The organism is Propionispira arboris (assembly GCF_900109225.1).
Lineage (GTDB): Bacteria > Bacillota > Negativicutes > Selenomonadales > Selenomonadaceae > Propionispira > Propionispira arboris.
On record NZ_FNZK01000001.1, the window covers coordinates 93,510 to 111,139 of the forward strand.

At 39.5% G+C, this 17,630-nt stretch carries 16 protein-coding genes; 14 read left to right on the forward strand and 2 right to left on the reverse strand.

Annotation, left to right across the window (positions count from 1 at the left end):
* Positions 1 to 32 precede the first annotated feature (32 nt).
* The 14 genes from atpE to BMY14_RS00490 all read left to right on the forward strand — a co-directional run bounded on the left by atpE (position 33) and on the right by BMY14_RS00490 (position 15,954).
* Positions 33 to 284 carry a F0F1 ATP synthase subunit C gene (atpE, locus tag BMY14_RS00425; protein WP_019554298.1) on the forward strand — a complete coding sequence of 84 codons (252 nt, stop codon included), beginning with the start codon at positions 33 to 35 and terminating at the stop codon, positions 282 to 284.
* An 84-nt stretch (positions 285 to 368) separates the two neighbouring features.
* The gene (gene atpF, locus BMY14_RS00430; protein WP_019551795.1) at positions 369 to 872 is read left to right on the forward strand and encodes a F0F1 ATP synthase subunit B; all 504 of its coding nucleotides are present in this window, start codon (positions 369 to 371) and stop codon (positions 870 to 872) included.
* Entirely contained in the window at positions 866 to 1,405 is a 540-nt protein-coding gene (locus tag BMY14_RS00435) for a F0F1 ATP synthase subunit delta (protein WP_091828323.1), read from the forward strand. Before atpF ends, BMY14_RS00435 begins: the two co-directional genes overlap by 7 nt.
* A gap of 27 nt (positions 1,406 to 1,432) precedes the next feature.
* Complete coding sequence (atpA, locus tag BMY14_RS00440) at positions 1,433 to 2,950, forward strand: F0F1 ATP synthase subunit alpha (protein WP_091828324.1); 1,518 nt, start codon at positions 1,433 to 1,435, stop codon at positions 2,948 to 2,950.
* Positions 2,951 to 2,970: 20 nt separating this feature from the next.
* The gene (gene atpG / locus BMY14_RS00445) at positions 2,971 to 3,828 is read left to right on the forward strand and encodes an ATP synthase F1 subunit gamma (protein WP_091828325.1); all 858 of its coding nucleotides are present in this window, start codon (positions 2,971 to 2,973) and stop codon (positions 3,826 to 3,828) included.
* 15 nt (positions 3,829 to 3,843) lie between these two features.
* Positions 3,844 to 5,256 (forward strand): F0F1 ATP synthase subunit beta, encoded by a 1,413-nt coding sequence (gene atpD, locus BMY14_RS00450; RefSeq protein ID WP_091828326.1) that lies wholly within the window; start codon positions 3,844 to 3,846, stop codon positions 5,254 to 5,256.
* A 3-nt stretch (positions 5,257 to 5,259) separates the two neighbouring features.
* On the forward strand, positions 5,260 to 5,688 hold the full coding sequence (gene atpC, locus BMY14_RS00455) for an ATP synthase F1 subunit epsilon (protein ID WP_091828327.1): 429 nt from the start codon (positions 5,260 to 5,262) through the stop codon (positions 5,686 to 5,688).
* A gap of 126 nt (positions 5,689 to 5,814) precedes the next feature.
* Positions 5,815 to 7,080: a UDP-N-acetylglucosamine 1-carboxyvinyltransferase gene (murA, locus tag BMY14_RS00460; RefSeq protein WP_091828328.1), complete on the forward strand. Its 1,266-nt coding sequence runs from the start codon at positions 5,815 to 5,817 to the stop codon at positions 7,078 to 7,080.
* Between the two features lie 145 nt (positions 7,081 to 7,225).
* On the forward strand, positions 7,226 to 8,290 hold the full coding sequence (locus BMY14_RS00465) for an NADH:flavin oxidoreductase (protein WP_091828329.1): 1,065 nt from the start codon (positions 7,226 to 7,228) through the stop codon (positions 8,288 to 8,290).
* Between the two features lie 483 nt (positions 8,291 to 8,773).
* A complete protein-coding gene (locus BMY14_RS00470; RefSeq protein ID WP_091828330.1) occupies positions 8,774 to 9,796 on the forward strand; it encodes an ABC transporter substrate-binding protein in 1,023 nt (340 codons plus the stop codon).
* A 101-nt stretch (positions 9,797 to 9,897) separates the two neighbouring features.
* Positions 9,898 to 11,406 carry a sugar ABC transporter ATP-binding protein gene (locus BMY14_RS00475; RefSeq protein ID WP_091828331.1) on the forward strand — a complete coding sequence of 503 codons (1,509 nt, stop codon included), beginning with the start codon at positions 9,898 to 9,900 and terminating at the stop codon, positions 11,404 to 11,406.
* Complete coding sequence (locus BMY14_RS00480) at positions 11,406 to 12,482, forward strand: ABC transporter permease (protein ID WP_091828332.1); 1,077 nt, start codon at positions 11,406 to 11,408, stop codon at positions 12,480 to 12,482. The genes BMY14_RS00475 and BMY14_RS00480 overlap by 1 nt, the downstream gene beginning before the upstream one ends.
* A complete protein-coding gene (yjfF, locus tag BMY14_RS00485; RefSeq protein WP_091828333.1) occupies positions 12,479 to 13,504 on the forward strand; it encodes a galactofuranose ABC transporter, permease protein YjfF in 1,026 nt (341 codons plus the stop codon). The genes BMY14_RS00480 and yjfF overlap by 4 nt, the downstream gene beginning before the upstream one ends.
* Positions 13,505 to 14,265: 761 nt before the next feature.
* The gene (locus BMY14_RS00490; protein WP_091828334.1) at positions 14,266 to 15,954 is read left to right on the forward strand and encodes a carbon starvation CstA family protein; all 1,689 of its coding nucleotides are present in this window, start codon (positions 14,266 to 14,268) and stop codon (positions 15,952 to 15,954) included.
* A 115-nt stretch (positions 15,955 to 16,069) separates the two neighbouring features.
* Here BMY14_RS00490 and BMY14_RS00495 read toward each other — a convergent pair whose 3' ends face one another.
* On the reverse strand, positions 16,070 to 16,303 hold the full coding sequence (locus BMY14_RS00495; RefSeq protein ID WP_091828335.1) for a ferredoxin: 234 nt from the start codon (positions 16,301 to 16,303) through the stop codon (positions 16,070 to 16,072).
* Between the two features lie 141 nt (positions 16,304 to 16,444).
* Entirely contained in the window at positions 16,445 to 17,614 is a 1,170-nt protein-coding gene (locus BMY14_RS00500) for a MalY/PatB family protein (RefSeq protein ID WP_091828336.1), read from the reverse strand.
* Positions 17,615 to 17,630 lie beyond the last annotated feature (16 nt).

Here is a 17,630-nt window from a genome sequence, read left to right on the forward strand (position 1 = left end):
ATTTTTAATTATTTTAAGGGGGATTTTATTCTATGGAACATTCAATTATGGTAGTAGCTGCTTTAATCGGAGCAGGGTTAGCTATTGGTTTAGCAGCAGTAGGGGCAAGTATTGGTAATGGTTTAGTTACGTCTAAATTTATTGAGGGCTTAACTCGTCAGCCAGAAGCAAAAAATGTTTTATTCATTAACACATTAATTTCAGTAGGTTTGATTGAAGCTGTGCCAATTATCGCAGCCGTTATCGCCATCGTTCTGTTATATGCAAATCCATTAATCAAATAATGAATTGTCATAGACTTTTTATGTGAGGGCGACAGCATAAGAATGCCGTCGCCCACTTTATACGTGAGATAAGGAGGCAGCAGAATGGTTGACATTAATATGACTTTGGTTGCACAGATTTTTAACTTTTTAATTTTGGCAGCAATTTTAACAAAATTTGCTTACAAACCTTTGATGAAAGTTTTAAAAGAGCGTGAAGATCAAATTGCGAAAAGCATTGAATCCGCAGAAGCAGATGAGCTTAAAGCACAGGAACTTCTGAAGGAATACCATGATCAGCTTGCAACCGCTAGAATACAAGCACAAGAAATCGTAGATAAAGCGATTAAAAGGGCGCAAGAAGAGCGCGAAGCACATATCAATGAAACAAAACGTGAGATCGATCAAATGCGCAAAGCCGCTCAGGCAGAAATCGTTCACGAACGTGAGCGGGCCGTAGCCCAGTTAAAAGGCGAAGTTGTCGCTTTATCAATGGCTGCAGCAACAAAAATTATTGGCAGCAATATTGATACAGAAGCTAATGATCGCTTGATTGGTGAATTCATCGATAAACTAGACAAAGACAAAATGGGTGGTTTGCCATGTTAAACATGCAGTTGGCAAATAAATATGCGAAGGCAATTTTTGAAGTAGCACAAGATGATGGTAAAATCGATGAATATGGCACTGACCTAAAAACAGTTGCCAGCGAAATTGATGCGCATAAAGAATTAGCCTCATTTTTAGTGAACCCTCAAATTCAGCCAAATGCAAAAAAAGATCTTTGCGCTAAACTGTTTAAGGAAGAACTGTCTGTATCAGTTTATAATTTTTTGATGTTGCTCATCGACAAACGTCGTGAAGTTTTATTACAAGAAATTGTCAGAGAATATCAAACTCTGTCAAATGCTGCTCAAAATATCATTCATGCAGAAGTTACGGTAGCATCTGCTTTAAATGAAAAGCAGCAAGCAAAACTGATTGAAAAATTGGAAGAATCTACAGGGAAAAAAGTTGTGGTTCGGACAAAAATAGATCAGAGCATTATCGGCGGGGTAGTTGTAAAAATCGGTGATAGACTTATCGATGGCAGCATAGTACGCCAGATGCAATCATTACAAAAACAATTAATGGCAAATTAACTTGTGAGATTGGGGTGACAGAGTAGTATGAAAATGAATCCAGAAGAAATAACAGCCATTATCAAGGAACAGATCAAAAACTATGATGTGGATCTGAATGTTGATGATGTAGGAACTGTTATCGAAATTGGTGATGGTATTGCTCACATCCATGGTTTAGAAAAAGCTATGGCGGGAGAATTACTTGACTTTGGTAACGATATTTATGGTTTAGTATTAAACCTTGAACAAGATAACGTCGGCGCCGTTATTCTCGGTGGCGATGTACTTATTAAAGAAGGCGACACGGTTAAAAGAACCGGACGTATCATGCAGGTACCTGTTGGTGAAGCAATGATCGGACGTGTGGTGGATGCTTTGGGTCGTCCAATTGACGGCAAAGGGCCTATTGAATCGACAGAAAATCGTCCGATTGAATATCCGGCTCCTGGTATCGCTGATAGAAAATCAGTACATGAACCATTGCAAACAGGGATTAAAGCAATTGATGCTTTGGTGCCAATTGGTCGTGGACAACGTGAACTTATCATTGGTGACCGTGGTACTGGTAAAACAGCAATTGCGATTGACACAATTTTAAATCAAAAAGGACAGGATTGCTTCTGCGTTTATGTAGCAATTGGTCAGAAAGCATCGACAATTGCTCGTGTGGTAAAAACATTAGAAGATCAGGGCGCTATGGCATATTCAGTTGTTGTTGTTGCAACGGCTGCAGATAGTGCACCACTTCAGTATTTGGCTCCTTATGCCGGTGTGGCAATTGCGGAATATTTCATGTACAAAGGCCAGCATGGTCTATGTGTATATGATGACCTTTCGAAACATGCGGCAGCTTATCGTGCCATGAGCTTACTGCTTCGTAGACCACCAGGCCGTGAAGCATACCCTGGGGACGTATTTTATTTACATTCTCGTCTTTTGGAACGTGCGGCAAAGTTATCAGATGAACTTGGTGCAGGTTCCATTACGGCACTGCCAATTATCGAAACTTTGGCAGGCGATCTTTCCGGATATATTCCGACAAATGTTATTTCAATTACAGATGGTCAGATCATGCTTGAAACAGAAATGTTTTATTCTGGGATTAGACCGGCTATCAATGTAGGTCTTTCGGTATCACGTGTTGGTGGTAGTGCTCAGATTAAAGCGATGAAACAAGTTTCCGGGCGTATGCGTCTGGACCTTGCTCAATATCGTGAACTTGCTGCTTTTGCGCAGTTTGGTTCGGATCTTGATAAAGCTACCAAAGACCAGCTTGATCGTGGTGCTCGTATGGTAGAATCATTGAAACAAGCACAGTATTCACCACTTTTAGTACAAGATCAGGTACTGATTATTTATACCGCTGTAAGAGGTTTCTTAGCGGATATTCCAGTAGATCAGGTAGTGCGCTTCCATCAGGACTTCCTCAAATTCATGAATAGCACGCATGCTGAAATTGGTGCAAAAATTATTGAACAGAAAAAACTCGACGATGCCCTTGAAGAACAGATCAACAAGGCAATTGGCGAATTTAAGGAAACATTTTCTTATAAGAAAGCATAATGCAGCGAGGTGATTTTTAATTGGCTAGTTTACAAGACATACGCCGTCGTATAAAAAGCGTAAAAAGTATCCAGCAAATCACAAAAGCCATGAAAATGGTAGCTGCAGCTCGCTTGCGCCGGGCACAGGAATCGGCAGTGGCCAATAAGCCATACGCTGATAAAATGCGTCAGGTTATTGCCGATGTAGCGGCAAATGCAGGCGGCGAATTCAGCCATCCGCTGCTCGAAGTGCGTCAAGATGGAAAAAAACTCTATCTTGTGCTTGCCTCGGATAAAGGTCTTGCTGGTGCTTATGCCAGTAATGTTTTTAAAGAAGCAACAGCGCATATTTCAAACAAATCCGAAGTGGATTTAGTCACGGTCGGCAGAAAGACGAGAGATCATTTCGTCAATCGCCATTACAGTATCGTGAGTCAATATACCGGTATCAGCGAACGCCCTACGTATGATAATGCGCGCGAAATCGCTTCTGATCTCATCAAAAAATTCACCGCAGGTGAATGTGATGAAATCTATATGGTATATACAAAATTCATCTCGGCAATCACCTCCATTCCGACAACGATTAAATTATTGCCGTTTGACGATCTTGGAGATGGTGAAAAGGATGCATCAAGTGGAGAATATATTTATGAACCATCCGCTGGTGAAGTGCTAGGATTCTTATTACCACAATACTTGGTAACAACAATATATGCGGCGTTACTCCAAGCTTCCGCAAGTGAGCTAAGTTCCCGTATGACTGCGATGAGCAATGCAACGGACAACGCCGAAGAACTCATTCAGAAATTAGACTTGCATTATAATAAAGTGCGTCAGGCAAACATTACCCGCGAGATCACAGAAATCGTGGGTGGTGCGGAAGCCTTGAAGTAAGGAGGTTTTCTTATAGTGGCTAATGGTAAAGTAGTACAGGTCATTGGACCTGTCGTAGATATTGAATTTCCAGCGGATTCACTACCAGCAATTTTAAATGCGATCACCATTCAGGGGGTCGCAGGTGAAGTGAAGATTGATTTGACAGTTGAAGTTATGCAGCATTTGGGTGATTGTGTCACTCGTTGTATCGCAATGAGTTCTACCGATGGTTTGACTCGTGGAATGGAAGCAGTCGATACTAAATCTCCAATTAAAGTACCTGTTGGTAATGAAACCCTTGGTCGAGTATTTAATGTACTTGGTAAAACGGTTGATCATAATCCAGCACCGGTTGGCAATAAAGAATTTTGGTCAATTCATCGTTCTGCACCAAAATTCGACGAACAGGAAACTTCAACACAGATTCTCGAAACGGGGATTAAGGTTGTCGATCTTATTGCACCGTATTCCCGTGGTGGTAAAATCGGTTTGTTCGGTGGTGCTGGTGTTGGTAAAACAGTTCTGATTATGGAATTGATTCATAACATTGCAACACAGCATGGTGGATACTCCGTATTTGCTGGTGTAGGTGAACGTACGCGTGAAGGTAATGATCTGTGGTCAGAAATGACTGAATCAGGCGTTATTGATAAGACTGCACTTGTTTATGGACAGATGAATGAACCACCAGGTGCTCGTATGCGTGTGGCGTTAACAGGTCTTACTATGGCAGAATATTTCCGTGACGTACAAGGTCAGGATGTACTTTTGTTTATTGATAATATTTTCCGCTTTATTCAAGCTGGGTCTGAAGTATCTGCATTGCTCGGTCGTATGCCGTCGGCAGTTGGGTATCAGCCTACACTGGCAACAGATGTTGGTGCGCTTGAAGAACGTATTACATCAACGAAAAAGGGATCCATTACTTCGGTACAGGCCGTATATGTACCAGCGGATGATTTGACAGATCCGGCTCCAGCTGCAACATTTGCCCATTTGGATGCAACGACAGTACTTTCTCGTCAAATTGCAGAATTAGGTATCTATCCAGCAGTGGATCCACTTGATTCTACTTCTCGTATTCTTGACCCTCATGTTATTGGTGAAGATCATTATGAAGTAGCTCGTGGTGTACAGGCAGTACTTCAGAAATACAAAGAATTGCAAGATATTATTGCGATTTTGGGTATGGAAGAATTATCAGATGCTGATAAACTGGTTGTGGCCAGAGCTCGTAAAATCCAAAGATTTTTAAGCCAGCCGTTTTTCGTAGCAGAAGTATTTACTGGTTCACCAGGGAAATACGTTCCACTCAAAGAAACGATTCGCGGGTTTAAAGAAATTTTAGAAGGTAAACATGACGATATTCCAGAAGCCGCTTTCTATATGGCTGGTACTATTGATGAGGTTATAGAAGCAGATCGCAAAATGAAAAAGGGGGAATAATTTATGGCTACAATAAAGCTGGAAATTGTTTCTCCAACAAAAGTTGTTTATACAACAGATGTTAATATGCTTATTGTCCGTAGTACGGGTGGTGAACTTGGCATTTTGCCGCATCATGCTCCGCTTATTACTGGATTGATTCCTCATGCTATGAGGGCTAAGACAGATGCTGGTGAGCAGCTTATTGCTGTGAGCGGCGGTTTTATGGAAGTGCAGCCAGATAAGATTACGATCTTAGCATCGGCGGCTGAACTGCCAATCAATATTGATATCAATCGTGCGCAAAAAGCATATGCCAGGGCGCAGGAACGATTGGAAGCATTTAAAACCAGTGCTGAAAAAAGCAAAGATATCGATTCAATTCGTGCCCAGGCTGCTTTTGATCGTGCGAAAGCGCGCCTTAAAGCAACCAAGGCAGATATTGAGAGATAAAAAGAAGTGCGGATTTATCCGCACTTCTTTTTTATTTTAATATTAGACAGGAAAGGACTTGATAGAAATCCTTGTTGATGATAAACTATGGAGTGATGCTTAGGAGTATTATTTCGGGAGGATATAATGGAGAAGTTAATTATAAATGGTGGTCATAGATTGGAAGGCCGCGTGAAAATCAGCGGGGCAAAAAATGCAGTGTTACCGATTATTGCGGCGACACTTTTGGGTCAAGACGGGCCGAGTCTTCTCGATGAAGTTCCGGCACTGGAAGATGTACATACAATTTCTGAAGTCTTAACTGAATTAGGTGTAAAAGTACAGTTTGATAGTGAAAAAGATACTTTATTTGTTGATAGTTCTGTGATTGCCAGTTGTGAAGCACCATATGAACTTGTGCGCAAAATGCGAGCGTCTTTTTTAATCATGGGTCCGCTTTTAGCACGCTGCGGCGAAGCAAAAATTTCTTTGCCAGGAGGCTGCGCTATTGGAACAAGACCGATTGATCTTCATTTAAAAGGATTTGAAGCTCTTGGTGCGGAGATAGAAATAGGTCATGGCTTTATTCAGGCTAGTGCACCACATGGCTTGAAAGGGGCAAGGATTTATCTTGATTTTCCAAGTGTCGGGGCAACGGAAAATATCATGATGGCAGCTTGTATGGCACAAGGGCAGACTATTCTTGAAAATCCAGCACAAGAACCAGAAATCATTGATTTAGCAAACTATTTGAACGTTATGGGGGCTAAAATTCGTGGTGCTGGTACGAATGTAATTAAGATTGATGGTGTTACGAAGCTCATTGGTAAAAATTATACGATTATTCCGGATCGCATTGAAGCAGGGACATATATGGTCGCTGCAGCGATGACTCGTGGGGATGTTTATATTGAAAACGCAATTAGTGAACATTTGAAGCCAGTAATTGCAAAGCTTAAAGAGGCTGGTGTCACGATTGAAGAAGATGTAAATGGTATTCGTGTGACTTGTGATAAACAGACAAAAGCAGTGGATGTTAAAACAATGCCATATCCAGGCTTTCCAACCGATATGCAGGCACAATTCATGGCAATGCTTACGGTTTCCGAAGGTACCGGACTCGTTACGGAAACAGTTTTTGAAAATCGTTTTATGCATGTAGATGAATTAAAACGTATGGGATCGAATATCAAAATCGATGGACGAACATCGGTTGTTGAAGGTGTTCAGAAATTAACTGGCTGCCAGGTTAAAGCAACGGACCTTCGCGCTGGTGCTGCCATGGTACTGGCTGGACTTGTTGCAGACGGCGAAACACAAGTCGGGTATATACATCATATAGATCGAGGTTACGATCACCTTGTAACGAAGCTCTGCGGCTTGGGGGCGGACATTCGGAGAACAGAAAAATAAGAATACGCTTAAAAAGGACTGTTGCAGTAATTGGCAACGGTCCTTTAGTATATAAAACATTTGTGCGTTAAGCGTGCAGCTAGGTCAAATATTTTTGATTGTGGTATAATAAACAAGTTATTGTGACAATTTGGAGGGTATTTGTATGAGAAAAATAGAAGAAAAAATTAAATTACAGCATTTAACAGTTAAAAACCGCCTAATACGATCCGCTGTGCATAGCTTTTTGGGCAATTCGGATGGAACTATGACAGATGCTGAATATGATATGTATGAAACCTTAGCTAAAAATAATGTGGGGCTTATTATAACAGGGCATTGCAGTGTCTCCCCGCAAGGACAGGCAAACGAAGAGCAAATTAATATTTATGATGACCGTTTTATTGCGCAGTTCACCAAAGCTCGTGATATGGTTCATGCTTATGGAGCTAAATTTGTTGTGCAGATTAATCATGCCGGACCTAGAGCGGTTAATAATGATGATTTAATTGATGTTGTAGAACGTGATCTAAAAAAAGATCGTCATGCACGAGCACTGACAATTGAAGAAATCAAAGGAATTGAAGAACAGTTTATTGCGGCTGCAGTCCGTTTACAAAAAGCGGGTGTAGATGGAGTTCAGATACATGCAGCTCACAGTTATCTTTTATCACGTTTTCTGGATGAAACGTTTAATCAAAGAGTTGATCAATATGGTGGCAGTATTGAAAATCGGTTTCGGATTTGCCGTGAAATCATTCAGGGAATTCAAAAACAGTGTGGCCAATCTTTTCCGGTATTGATCAAAATCAATAATGATAGTAAAACCAATGATGAACAATATGGACAAGATATGTTGTATGTACTGAATGAGTGCAAAGCTTTACAGGTAGAACTAGTTGAATTTAGTGGTGTTGATTTTATTTCATTGCCACGGACAGCCAGTCTTTATTATTTGGATCGTATTGCGAAATTGAAAAATTCGGTGGACATACCAATCGCTTTAGTAGGTGGAGTACAGTCTTTGAATGATATGGATAAAGTATTGGCAGCTGGGATTGATATGGTATCGTTAGGGCGTCCTTTAATTTGCGAACCGGATTTATTTCTGAATCTTTTGGCAGGACAAGAAAAAGCGAAATGCCTCTCGTGTAATCGCTGTTTTGCTATTCCCCATATCAAGCCTGGAATACGTTGTGTCTTACACCGTAAATTAAAAAAAACAAATTGATTTATATTACAAGAGAGTAGAAGGCGGCTCTCTTTTTTTTATTGATTTAATATTCAATTAATAAAATATTTTGTGAATTTTTAAAAAACTATTGAAAAATAATTCTGATAGTTGTATGATAAAAGTAAATAAGCAAGAAACAAGTTGTATGATAATGAAAGTGACAATAGAGGCTTATTTTTTACATAATAAAATTCAGAAAGTTTTGTTAGTTTTTGATTTATAAACAATTCAGATTGTTGTCAGCGAATGTTTCGGCTAAGAAAATGGCTAAAAAACAAAAATGTGTAAAGCACTTCCTGCTTTACGATTACAGGTGGATTTACAGGATTTCATCTGTTGGCACTCAGGGGGTTTTTGTATATAACTCCAAATTGGATATTTTTTAGAATTCGAGGTGAATGGGAAAAAAGGGTGTGCAAGAAAAAGTTTTATAAAATGAAGCGGGGATACTTTAATTAACAAGAAAAAGGAGTCGAGAAAATGAAAAAAATAATTTCGTTATTATTGGCAATTTCGTTGTTAGTCTTAGCTGTAGGTTGTGGCGGCGGTGACCAGGCAAAAAAAGATGATGCAAAAGCGGCCTCATCCGGTGGAAAACAGATTACCATGGGATTCTCACAAATTGGTGCTGAATCTGAATGGAGAACGGCCCATACAGAATCTATAAAATCAGCAGCTAAAGCAGCAGGTATTAACTTACAATTTTCTGATGCGCAGCAAAAACAAGAAAATCAAATTAAGGCAATTCGTTCTTTCATCGCTCAGGGCGTTGATATTATTGCTTTTGTGCCAATCGTGGAAACCGGTTGGGATACTGTATTGAAAGAAGCAAAAGATGCTAAGATTCCTGTAATCGTAGTTGATAGAGATGTGAAATTAAGCGATGAATCCTTATATATAGCAAAAATTGGTACGGATTCAGTTGCAGAAGGTAAAAAAGTATTTAACTGGATTGACGAATACATGAAAAAAGAAAATAAACAACCACGTAGTGGTGATAAATTCAATATCGTAGTTCTTGAAGGCACAGTAGGTTCTTCCGTAGCGATTGGCCGGGCGAATGGATTTAAAGAAGCTATGGCAGCAGCTCCTGATGCAGCAAAATATACGATTTTGGCATCACAAACTGGTGAATTTACACGCCAAAAAGGTCAAGAAGTTATGGAATCATTCTTGAAATCGGATCGTGACAAAATTGATATCTTATTTGCTCATAATGATGATATGGCACTTGGTGCAATTCAGGCTATCGAAGCAGCAGGCCTTAAACCAGGTAAAGATATTACAATTATTTCGATTGACTCAGTAAAAGGTATGTTCCAGGCAATGATCGACGGTAAAGCAAACTGTACTGTAGAATGTAATCCACTCCAAGGAGATATTCTTATGGAAACAGCAAAGAAAATTTTAAATAAAGAAGAAGTTCCTAAAAATGTATATGTTGAAGAAGGAATCTTCCCAGCGGATGTAGCTGCTAAAACTTTACCAGAAAGAAAATATTAAGGTTTTGATCTAAAGCTATAACCACACCCGTAACCGGGTTGTTCGGTTAGGGTGTGGTTATTTTTATCTAAAAACTGCCATCAGGAGAAAGAAGTGGGAATATGGAAAATCTACTTTTAGAAATGCGACAAATTGATAAAGTTTTTCCTGGCGTTAAAGCATTGAGCAGCGTTGACTTCACTCTAAGGGCTGGAGAAATTCATTCTATTATGGGTGAAAATGGTGCCGGGAAATCAACATTGATAAAGGTTTTAACAGGCGTTTACCCGCGCGATGGCGGCAGTATTTATATGGAAGGGAAAGCAATTGCCCCGCGAACGCCAAAAGAAGCACAAGAAGTCGGTATATCTACGGTATATCAGGAAGTCAATCTTTGTGCGAATCTGACAGTTACAGAGAATATATTTATTGGTCGCCAGCCGACAAAACATGGTTTTATTGACTGGAAGCAAATGAATACAAGAGCGCAGGAACTATTACAGAAACTGAATGTTGATATTGATGTGACAAAAACATTGGATCATTATTCAGTTGCAATTCAGCAAATGATTGCGATTGCCCGGTCTGTTGATGTTTCAGCAAAAATATTGATTCTTGATGAACCAACATCAAGCCTTGATGAACAGGAAACACAGAAACTTTTTACGGTAATTCGCCGACTGAAAAAACAGGGCATGGGTATTATTTTTATTTCACATTTTTTGGAACAAATTTATGATTTGTGCGAAAAAATTACGATTTTACGCAATGGAGAACTTGTGGGGGCATATGATGTTGCAAAATTGCCACGAGTTGAACTCATTGCGAAAATGATCGGCAAAGATTTATCAGCTTTGAAAGATTTCGATAAATCAGAAGAAAAAAGTGTACCATCAGCAGGAGTTTTCCTTGATGCAAAAAATATTTCTTGTATTGGAAAACTCAATCATATGGATGTGCAAATCCATCAAGGTGAAGTAATGGGCTTTGCGGGACTTTTGGGTTCAGGCCGGACTGAAACAGCAGAATTGTTGTTTGGTATCAACAAAATCACGGCAGGGGAAATCCTTATTCACGGGACACAAATGCGCTTGGATGAACCAATGAAGGCCATGCAGCAAAAAATTGCCTTTTGTCCGGAAGATCGCAAGCAACAAGGTGTTGTTGGAGATTTGAGTGTACGAGAAAATATTATATTAGCTTTGCAGGCCAAAGATGGCATCTTTCATCATATTCCCCTTAACGAGCAGATTGTTATTGTCGATGACTACATTAAACTTTTGAATATAAAAGTTTCTGATCGGGAGCAGCTCATTAAAAACCTGAGCGGCGGTAATCAGCAAAAAGTGATTATTGCCCGTTGGCTGGCAACAAATCCGGAGCTTTTAATTTTAGATGAACCAACGAGAGGTATCGATGTTGGTACCAAAAATGAGATACAGAAAATGGCCGTTACGTTAGCAAAACAAAAAGGTATGGCGGTGATATTTATTTCTAGTGAATTGGATGAAATGATTCGTACTTGTTCTAAGTTAATCGTTTTGCGTGATCGTAATAAAGTCGCTGAAATCGAGGGCGATGCTATTAGCTCGGAAAATGTGATGCGGGCGATTGCAGGGGGGGATGCTTGATGGAAACACTCAAGAAAATAACAGCCAGTCCATTGTTTTTACCTCTTTTTGCGCTAGCAGTATTACTTATTTTCAATATTATTTTTGTGGATGGTTTTTTAACGATTGAAATGACCGATGATGGTCGTCTGTATGGACGGTTGATTGATATTTTAAATCGCTCGTCATCGCTTATTATTTTGGCACTTGGTATGACCTTTGTCATAGCGACGAGTGGTATAGATATATCGGTTGGTTCTGTAATCGCCATATCCTCAGCGGTTTGTTGTACGTTGATCGGCGGACGCGGCGATGGGGCAGCTGAATATCCAATGCTTTTAGCTATGCTGGCAGCTGTTTTGGCAGGTGTTTTATGTGGGGTTTGGAATGGTTTACTCGTAGCGAAGTTTAAAATTCAACCAGTTGTTGCAACACTGATCTTGATGACAGCCGGGCGTGGGATTGCTCAGCTTATTACAGAAGGTCAGATCATAACGGTATACTATAAACCTTTTGCCTATATAGGCAGCAGTATTCCTGGCAATATTTTACCAACGACAATTTTTATTGCCATTGCCATGATTTTACTCGTAACGTTCATCATAAAAAAAACATCGATTGGTCTATTTGTTCAGTCGGTGGGGATTAATCCAACGGCAAGTCGATTTACAGGTATCAATGTAACGTTTGTTATTTTTCTTGTTTATGCATTTTCGGGTTTTTGTGCGGGGGTGTCAGGGCTGATTGAAAGTTCTTTGATTCGTGCTGCTGATGCCAATAATGCAGGACTTAATATGGAAATGGACGCGATATTGGCTGTAGCTTTAGGCGGTACCTTGCTGAGTGGTGGTAAATTCAATATTGGCGGCAGTGTTATCGGCGCCATTACAATTCAGACGCTGACAACGACCATGTATGCATTGGGCGTGTCCTCAGAGCAATTGCCGGTAATTAAGGCGGTTGCAGTTATTATTCTCTGCTTGATGCAGTCCAGCAAATTCAGAGTTATGTTCAATAATTGGAAATCCCGCAATAAAGTGGGTCCACAGGGAGATAAAAACTTTCTGATGGATGAAAAGGCGGTGAATAAAGCATGAATTCAAAATTGAGAACATTGACCAATGAAGCGATTTCATCACAATATTTTTCATTTTTTGTAACTGTGATTTTGTTTCTGGTTTTATATGGTGTTGGTATCATGACCTATAAGGGGTTTATGCGGCCACAGGTATTTTTTAATCTCTTTATTGATAATTCAGCCTTAATCATTGTGACAATCGGGATTACTTTTACGCTTTTAACGGGTGGAATTGATTTATCGGTTGGTGCAATTGTAGCTCTTTCCTGTATGATTTTGGCATCGCTTTTGCAAAATACAGGTGTATCTGTACCTGTTGCAGTGGTCGCGGTACTCGTTTTGGGAATCTTCATTGGCGGTGTGCAGGGGTATTTGATTACAGCATTCAATATGCAGCCGTTTATCGTGACTTTGGCGGGGATGTTCTTTTGCCGAGGACTTACAGCGGTTATTTCAAGGGAAACGATCAGTATAACCAATGACTTTTATGTGTCAATTGCCAGTGAACGTATTGGGATCTTTGGTTTAGGGTTTATATCAATTGGTGCAGTAGTGGCTTTATGTGCGTTGGTTGTTGCGGCGGTCGTTTTAAAATATACGAAATTTGGTCGTACGATCTTCGCCTTGGGTGGCAATGAAGTATCTGCATCACTTATGGGACTGCCTGTATTTAAAACGAAAATCATGGTCTATGTTATTAGTGGTTTTTGTGCGGCTTTGGGTGGTGTTGTATATTCCTGGATCATGTTATCTGGGTACACGCTGCATGGATTAGGTATGGAAATGGATGCGATTGCCTCATCTGTAATTGGCGGCACACTTCTTACTGGTGGGGTTGGTTTCATTCCAGGAACTTTGTTTGGAGTACTCATTCAGGGTGTCATTCTTACCTTTATCACATTTCAAGGAACATTATCTGCCTGGTGGACAAAAATTGTTGTTGGAGCATTGCTCTGTATTTTTATTATTATGCAAGCTTTGATTACAGAACGTAAAAGCAAGCTTTCATCGAAAAGTTCGATTGAAGCTGCTAAACAATAAATTTTTCATGATACCCTCTTTTGGCAAGTCGAAAAGTCGAAATCTTTTAGTAGATTTCGACTTTTTCGTTTAAAAAATAAAATTAGCAAATTCGTTTTATTCTACTATATAGAACGCATTAAACGTTTTATGGCAATCGTCAGGAATGGAGTATAGGGCTGAGTAGCGTTACGTTAGGAAGCAAACGATGCCCTATACCCCATTCCTGGCAGACTGATAGACGGGATGGAATTTCTTTAGTGCGTTATATATAGTTTACATGTTGACACATAAATATTGACAAATATTCTATTGAATGATATATTATCATACAATAGAATAAAGAAATGCAGATAATTAGGACACGAAATCTTGGTATGTTTTTTACAGAGAGTCATTTGTTGGTGGAAGAGTGACATTGAAACAATGATTTTATCACCTATCGAATCTTGGCTGAAATATAGAATCAGTCTGTATCGGTTTTCCACCGTTACCGGAAAGCAGTTTTTAGTCAGGCTGAAAATTGTTCTGAGTGGCTGCTGGAGCAGCAATTGGAGTGGTAACACGGAGTTCACCTTCGTCTTCATAGAATTTATGGAGAGGAAGGTTTTTTTGCATTTATTTATATAAGTTGTATTAAATATTTTATATGGCAATTGTCAGGATTGGCGTATAGGGTTGTAGGCTGGATATCATTTATTTAATACATTATATTTATTTACCGCGTGTGATTTATCTGCAGTTGTTATTCTAGAATTATAGAAAGAAATGAGGGACTTATTATGAATGGTTTAACCATTGTAGGGATTGGTATCGTTATACTAGCTGGTGCCTATATCAGTTACGGCAGGTGGCTCGTTAGAATATGGGGCATTGATCCGAAGGCAAAAACACCTGCTTATAAATTTGAGGATGGTCAGGATTATATACCAGCTTCAAAAATCACGGTGTTTACACATCAGTTTTCTTCAATTGCGGGTGCAGGACCGGTGACTGGACCGATTATTGCCGCTATGTTTGGCTGGCTGCCAGCATTGTTATGGATTTTAGCCGGGGGCATTTTTTTTGGTGCGGTACAAGATTTTACAGCACTCTATGCCTCTGTTAAAAATGATGGAAAATCAATGGGGGTTCTTATTGAAAAATATATTGGCAAAATGGGAAAACGGTTATTTTTATTATTTTCCTGGCTTTTTACGCTACTGGTTATTGCTGCTTTTGCCGATATTGTAGCCAATACATTTAATGGTTTTGCCAAAGATGGTTCGCTGGCGACACCAAATGCTGCCGCTGCATCCATTTCAATGTTATATATTTTTGTGGCCATTTTATTTGGACTATTTATTAAACGATTTAAACCATCGGAAAAACTTGAATTTGTTGTTGGTATTATTTTGATTCTTGTGATGCTTGCAGCTGGTATTGCCTATCCATTATATTTTGATAAAACGATTTGGCTGTATGTGGTTTTCGCTTATATTTTTGCGGCATCAGTTATGCCAATGTGGCTTTTGATGCAACCTCGTGATTATCTTAGTTCTTTTTTATTGCTAGGTATGATTGCGGGAGCAGTTATCGGGGTGATTGTAGCAAATCCAACGCTCCAGATGCCAGCATTTGTTGGTTTTGAAGTGAATGGGAAAATGCTCTTTCCAATGCTTTTCATTACGATTGCTTGTGGTGCTGTATCGGGCTTTCATAGTCTGGTTTCATCAGGTACGTCTTCTAAAACGATTCGCAACGAAAAAGATATGCTATTTGTTGGTTATGGTGCGATGCTGGTAGAATGTTTGCTGGGAATTGTTGCTTTAGTTGTAGTTTGTTCGGCAGCAACAAATGGTGTATTACCGGAAGGCACGCCATTTCAGATTTTTTCCAATGCAGTAGCTGGATTTTTATCGATGTTTGGACTGCCAATCGGCATTGCTGGTTGTATTATGACGATGTGCGTATCGGCACTGGCAATGACGTCACTTGACTCCGTTGCTCGCATAGGCCGGATGTCTTTCCAAGAACTTTTTATGAGTGAAACACAAGGGGAAGTCACATGGGTACAGCGTGTTTGTACGAATAAATATTTTGCAACTATTATCACCTTGTTTTGTGGATATTTATTATGTTTAGGTGGGTATATGAATATTTGGCCGCTGTTTGGTGCAGCGAATCAGTTATTGAGTGCATTGGTGCTGATTGGCCTGGCCGTGTTTTTAAAAACAACAGGGCGACAGGGCTGGATGCTTTATGTGCCAATGACGGTTATGTTTCTGGTTACTTTCACAGCGCTGTTGCAAGCTGTTTATGGCATTTATAATAAGTTATTTGTCGGCGGCGGTTTTGTCTTTATGATTGATGGATTGCAGCTTATTTTAGCCTTAGCATTGATGACCTTAGCGGCATCGGTTGCTTTTCATTGTGTGAAAGAATTGCTGCGTGCCAAGACAGAAGATAAAGCGGCCGTTACATTAGAATAAAAGAGTTAGTTAATAAAATAAAGCAGGGCATAAAATCCATCTGGATTTTATGCCCTGCTTTATTCGATTTTTAAGAATAAAAAACAAAGTGTCAGTAAAAAACAAAAATTGCTTTTTAAACGACACAACGATTTGAATTAAATGTTGTGATATTTACGCGACGAATTCGTTCAAATGGAATAGAGTGAAATGCATATCTAAGATCCACATAATCGTCAGTAAGCTTAAAATCTATACTTTTAAGCTCCTTGCCTTTGGAATGCTTTTTGATTTTTTTTATATAATATTGAATCTCACTTTTTTCCAGTTGACCGTCTTCGATAGTGACATAGACATTGTCGATCAACATACAAAATACCTCCATCAAAATTGCGGAACACCTTGCTATATATTCATTATACACTAAAAAAGAAAATTTGTTAAGACAAATTTCGCAAGATGTCACACAACTAGAGATTAGATTATTTATATGGTTGTGAAAATTTTGAAGTCATTCGAGTATGTTTTTTAGATTTTGCAAAGCCTGCGTGAGCGTTGCACGGGGGCAGGCGATATTAATTCTTTGGAAATTTGCGCCTTCAGGACCGAACATCGGACCGCGATCAAGCCACAAACCGGCTTGATGGATGATTTTTTGATCTAACTCTTCCGGCGATAGGCCCAGTGCAGAAAAATCAAGCCAGATCAAATAAGTTCCTTCTGGTTCGACGAGTCTAACACCAGGGAGTTCTTTTTCGATAAAGTCCCGACTCAGACGAAGATTTTCTGTCAGATATACTTTCAGTTGGTTCAGCCAATCCCGACCATGTTCATAAGCTGCTTTTGCTGCAATCAATCCTAACGAATTTAACTCACAATATCCGGTTTTATTAATCTCTTTTTGAAATTTTTTTCTTAAAGTTTGGTCAGCAATAAAAATATGTGAGACTTGTAAACCGGCTAGATTGAATGTTTTACTCGGCGCTGTACAAGTGATCGTACGATTTAAGTATTCAGGTTTTAAATCAGCAAATACATGGTGTTTATATCCGCTGTAAACAAATTCATGATGTATTTCATCAGCTAAAATTAAGACATCATGTTTTAGGCAGATGTCACCGATGCGAATGAGTTCCTCTTTCGTCCAGACTCTGCCAACGGGATTATGTGGACTGCAGAGAAGAAAGAGTTTTACGTTGTTTTGAATAATTTTTTCTTCGAAATCCATGTAGTCCATTTCATAATGAAAATTTTTATAAATGAGCGGTGAATTGACCAGCCGCCGATCATTATCTTCGATTGTCAGTGAAAAGGGATAATAGACGGGTCTCTGAATGAGTATACTGTCACCGGGGTTTGTGAAAGCCCGAATGGCCATGGCAATGGAAAAAACAACCCCGGGGGCTTTAATAAGCCAGTCTTCCTGGACTTTCCAGTTGAAAGATTCATCCAGCCATTTAGCAATTGTTAGAAAATAATCACGTTTGACATCTGAATACCCAAAAATACCATGCTGGCAGCCGGCGGTTATGGCGGCGATAATTTCAGGTGCAGTCATAACATCCATATCGGCTACCCAAAGCGGCAGTATATTTGCAGGTTTGCCGCGTTCTACAGCAAAGTCATACTTTAAAGAATTCGTATTTTTTCGATCAATAATCTTATCAAAGTTATAATTCATAGGTAGTCCTCCTGAA

Excerpts from the sequence above, each read along its gene's own strand:
- atpE (WP_019554298.1), top strand. The coding sequence starts at position 33 with ATGGAACATTCAATTATGGTAGTAGCTGCTTTAATCGGAGCAGGGTTA.
- atpF (WP_019551795.1), top strand. The coding sequence starts at position 369 with ATGGTTGACATTAATATGACTTTGGTTGCACAGATTTTTAACTTTTTA.
- BMY14_RS00435 (WP_091828323.1), top strand. The coding sequence starts at position 866 with ATGTTAAACATGCAGTTGGCAAATAAATATGCGAAGGCAATTTTTGAA.
- atpA (WP_091828324.1), top strand. The coding sequence starts at position 1,433 with ATGAAAATGAATCCAGAAGAAATAACAGCCATTATCAAGGAACAGATC.
- atpC (WP_091828327.1), top strand. The coding sequence starts at position 5,260 with ATGGCTACAATAAAGCTGGAAATTGTTTCTCCAACAAAAGTTGTTTAT.
- murA (WP_091828328.1), top strand. The coding sequence starts at position 5,815 with ATGGAGAAGTTAATTATAAATGGTGGTCATAGATTGGAAGGCCGCGTG.
- BMY14_RS00465 (WP_091828329.1), top strand. The coding sequence starts at position 7,226 with ATGAGAAAAATAGAAGAAAAAATTAAATTACAGCATTTAACAGTTAAA.
- BMY14_RS00470 (WP_091828330.1), top strand. The coding sequence starts at position 8,774 with ATGAAAAAAATAATTTCGTTATTATTGGCAATTTCGTTGTTAGTCTTA.
- BMY14_RS00475 (WP_091828331.1), top strand. The coding sequence starts at position 9,898 with ATGGAAAATCTACTTTTAGAAATGCGACAAATTGATAAAGTTTTTCCT.
- BMY14_RS00480 (WP_091828332.1), top strand. The coding sequence starts at position 11,406 with ATGGAAACACTCAAGAAAATAACAGCCAGTCCATTGTTTTTACCTCTT.
- yjfF (WP_091828333.1), top strand. The coding sequence starts at position 12,479 with ATGAATTCAAAATTGAGAACATTGACCAATGAAGCGATTTCATCACAA.
- BMY14_RS00490 (WP_091828334.1), top strand. The coding sequence starts at position 14,266 with ATGAATGGTTTAACCATTGTAGGGATTGGTATCGTTATACTAGCTGGT.
- BMY14_RS00495 (WP_091828335.1), bottom strand. The coding sequence starts at position 16,303 with ATGTTGATCGACAATGTCTATGTCACTATCGAAGACGGTCAACTGGAA.
- BMY14_RS00500 (WP_091828336.1), bottom strand. The coding sequence starts at position 17,614 with ATGAATTATAACTTTGATAAGATTATTGATCGAAAAAATACGAATTCT.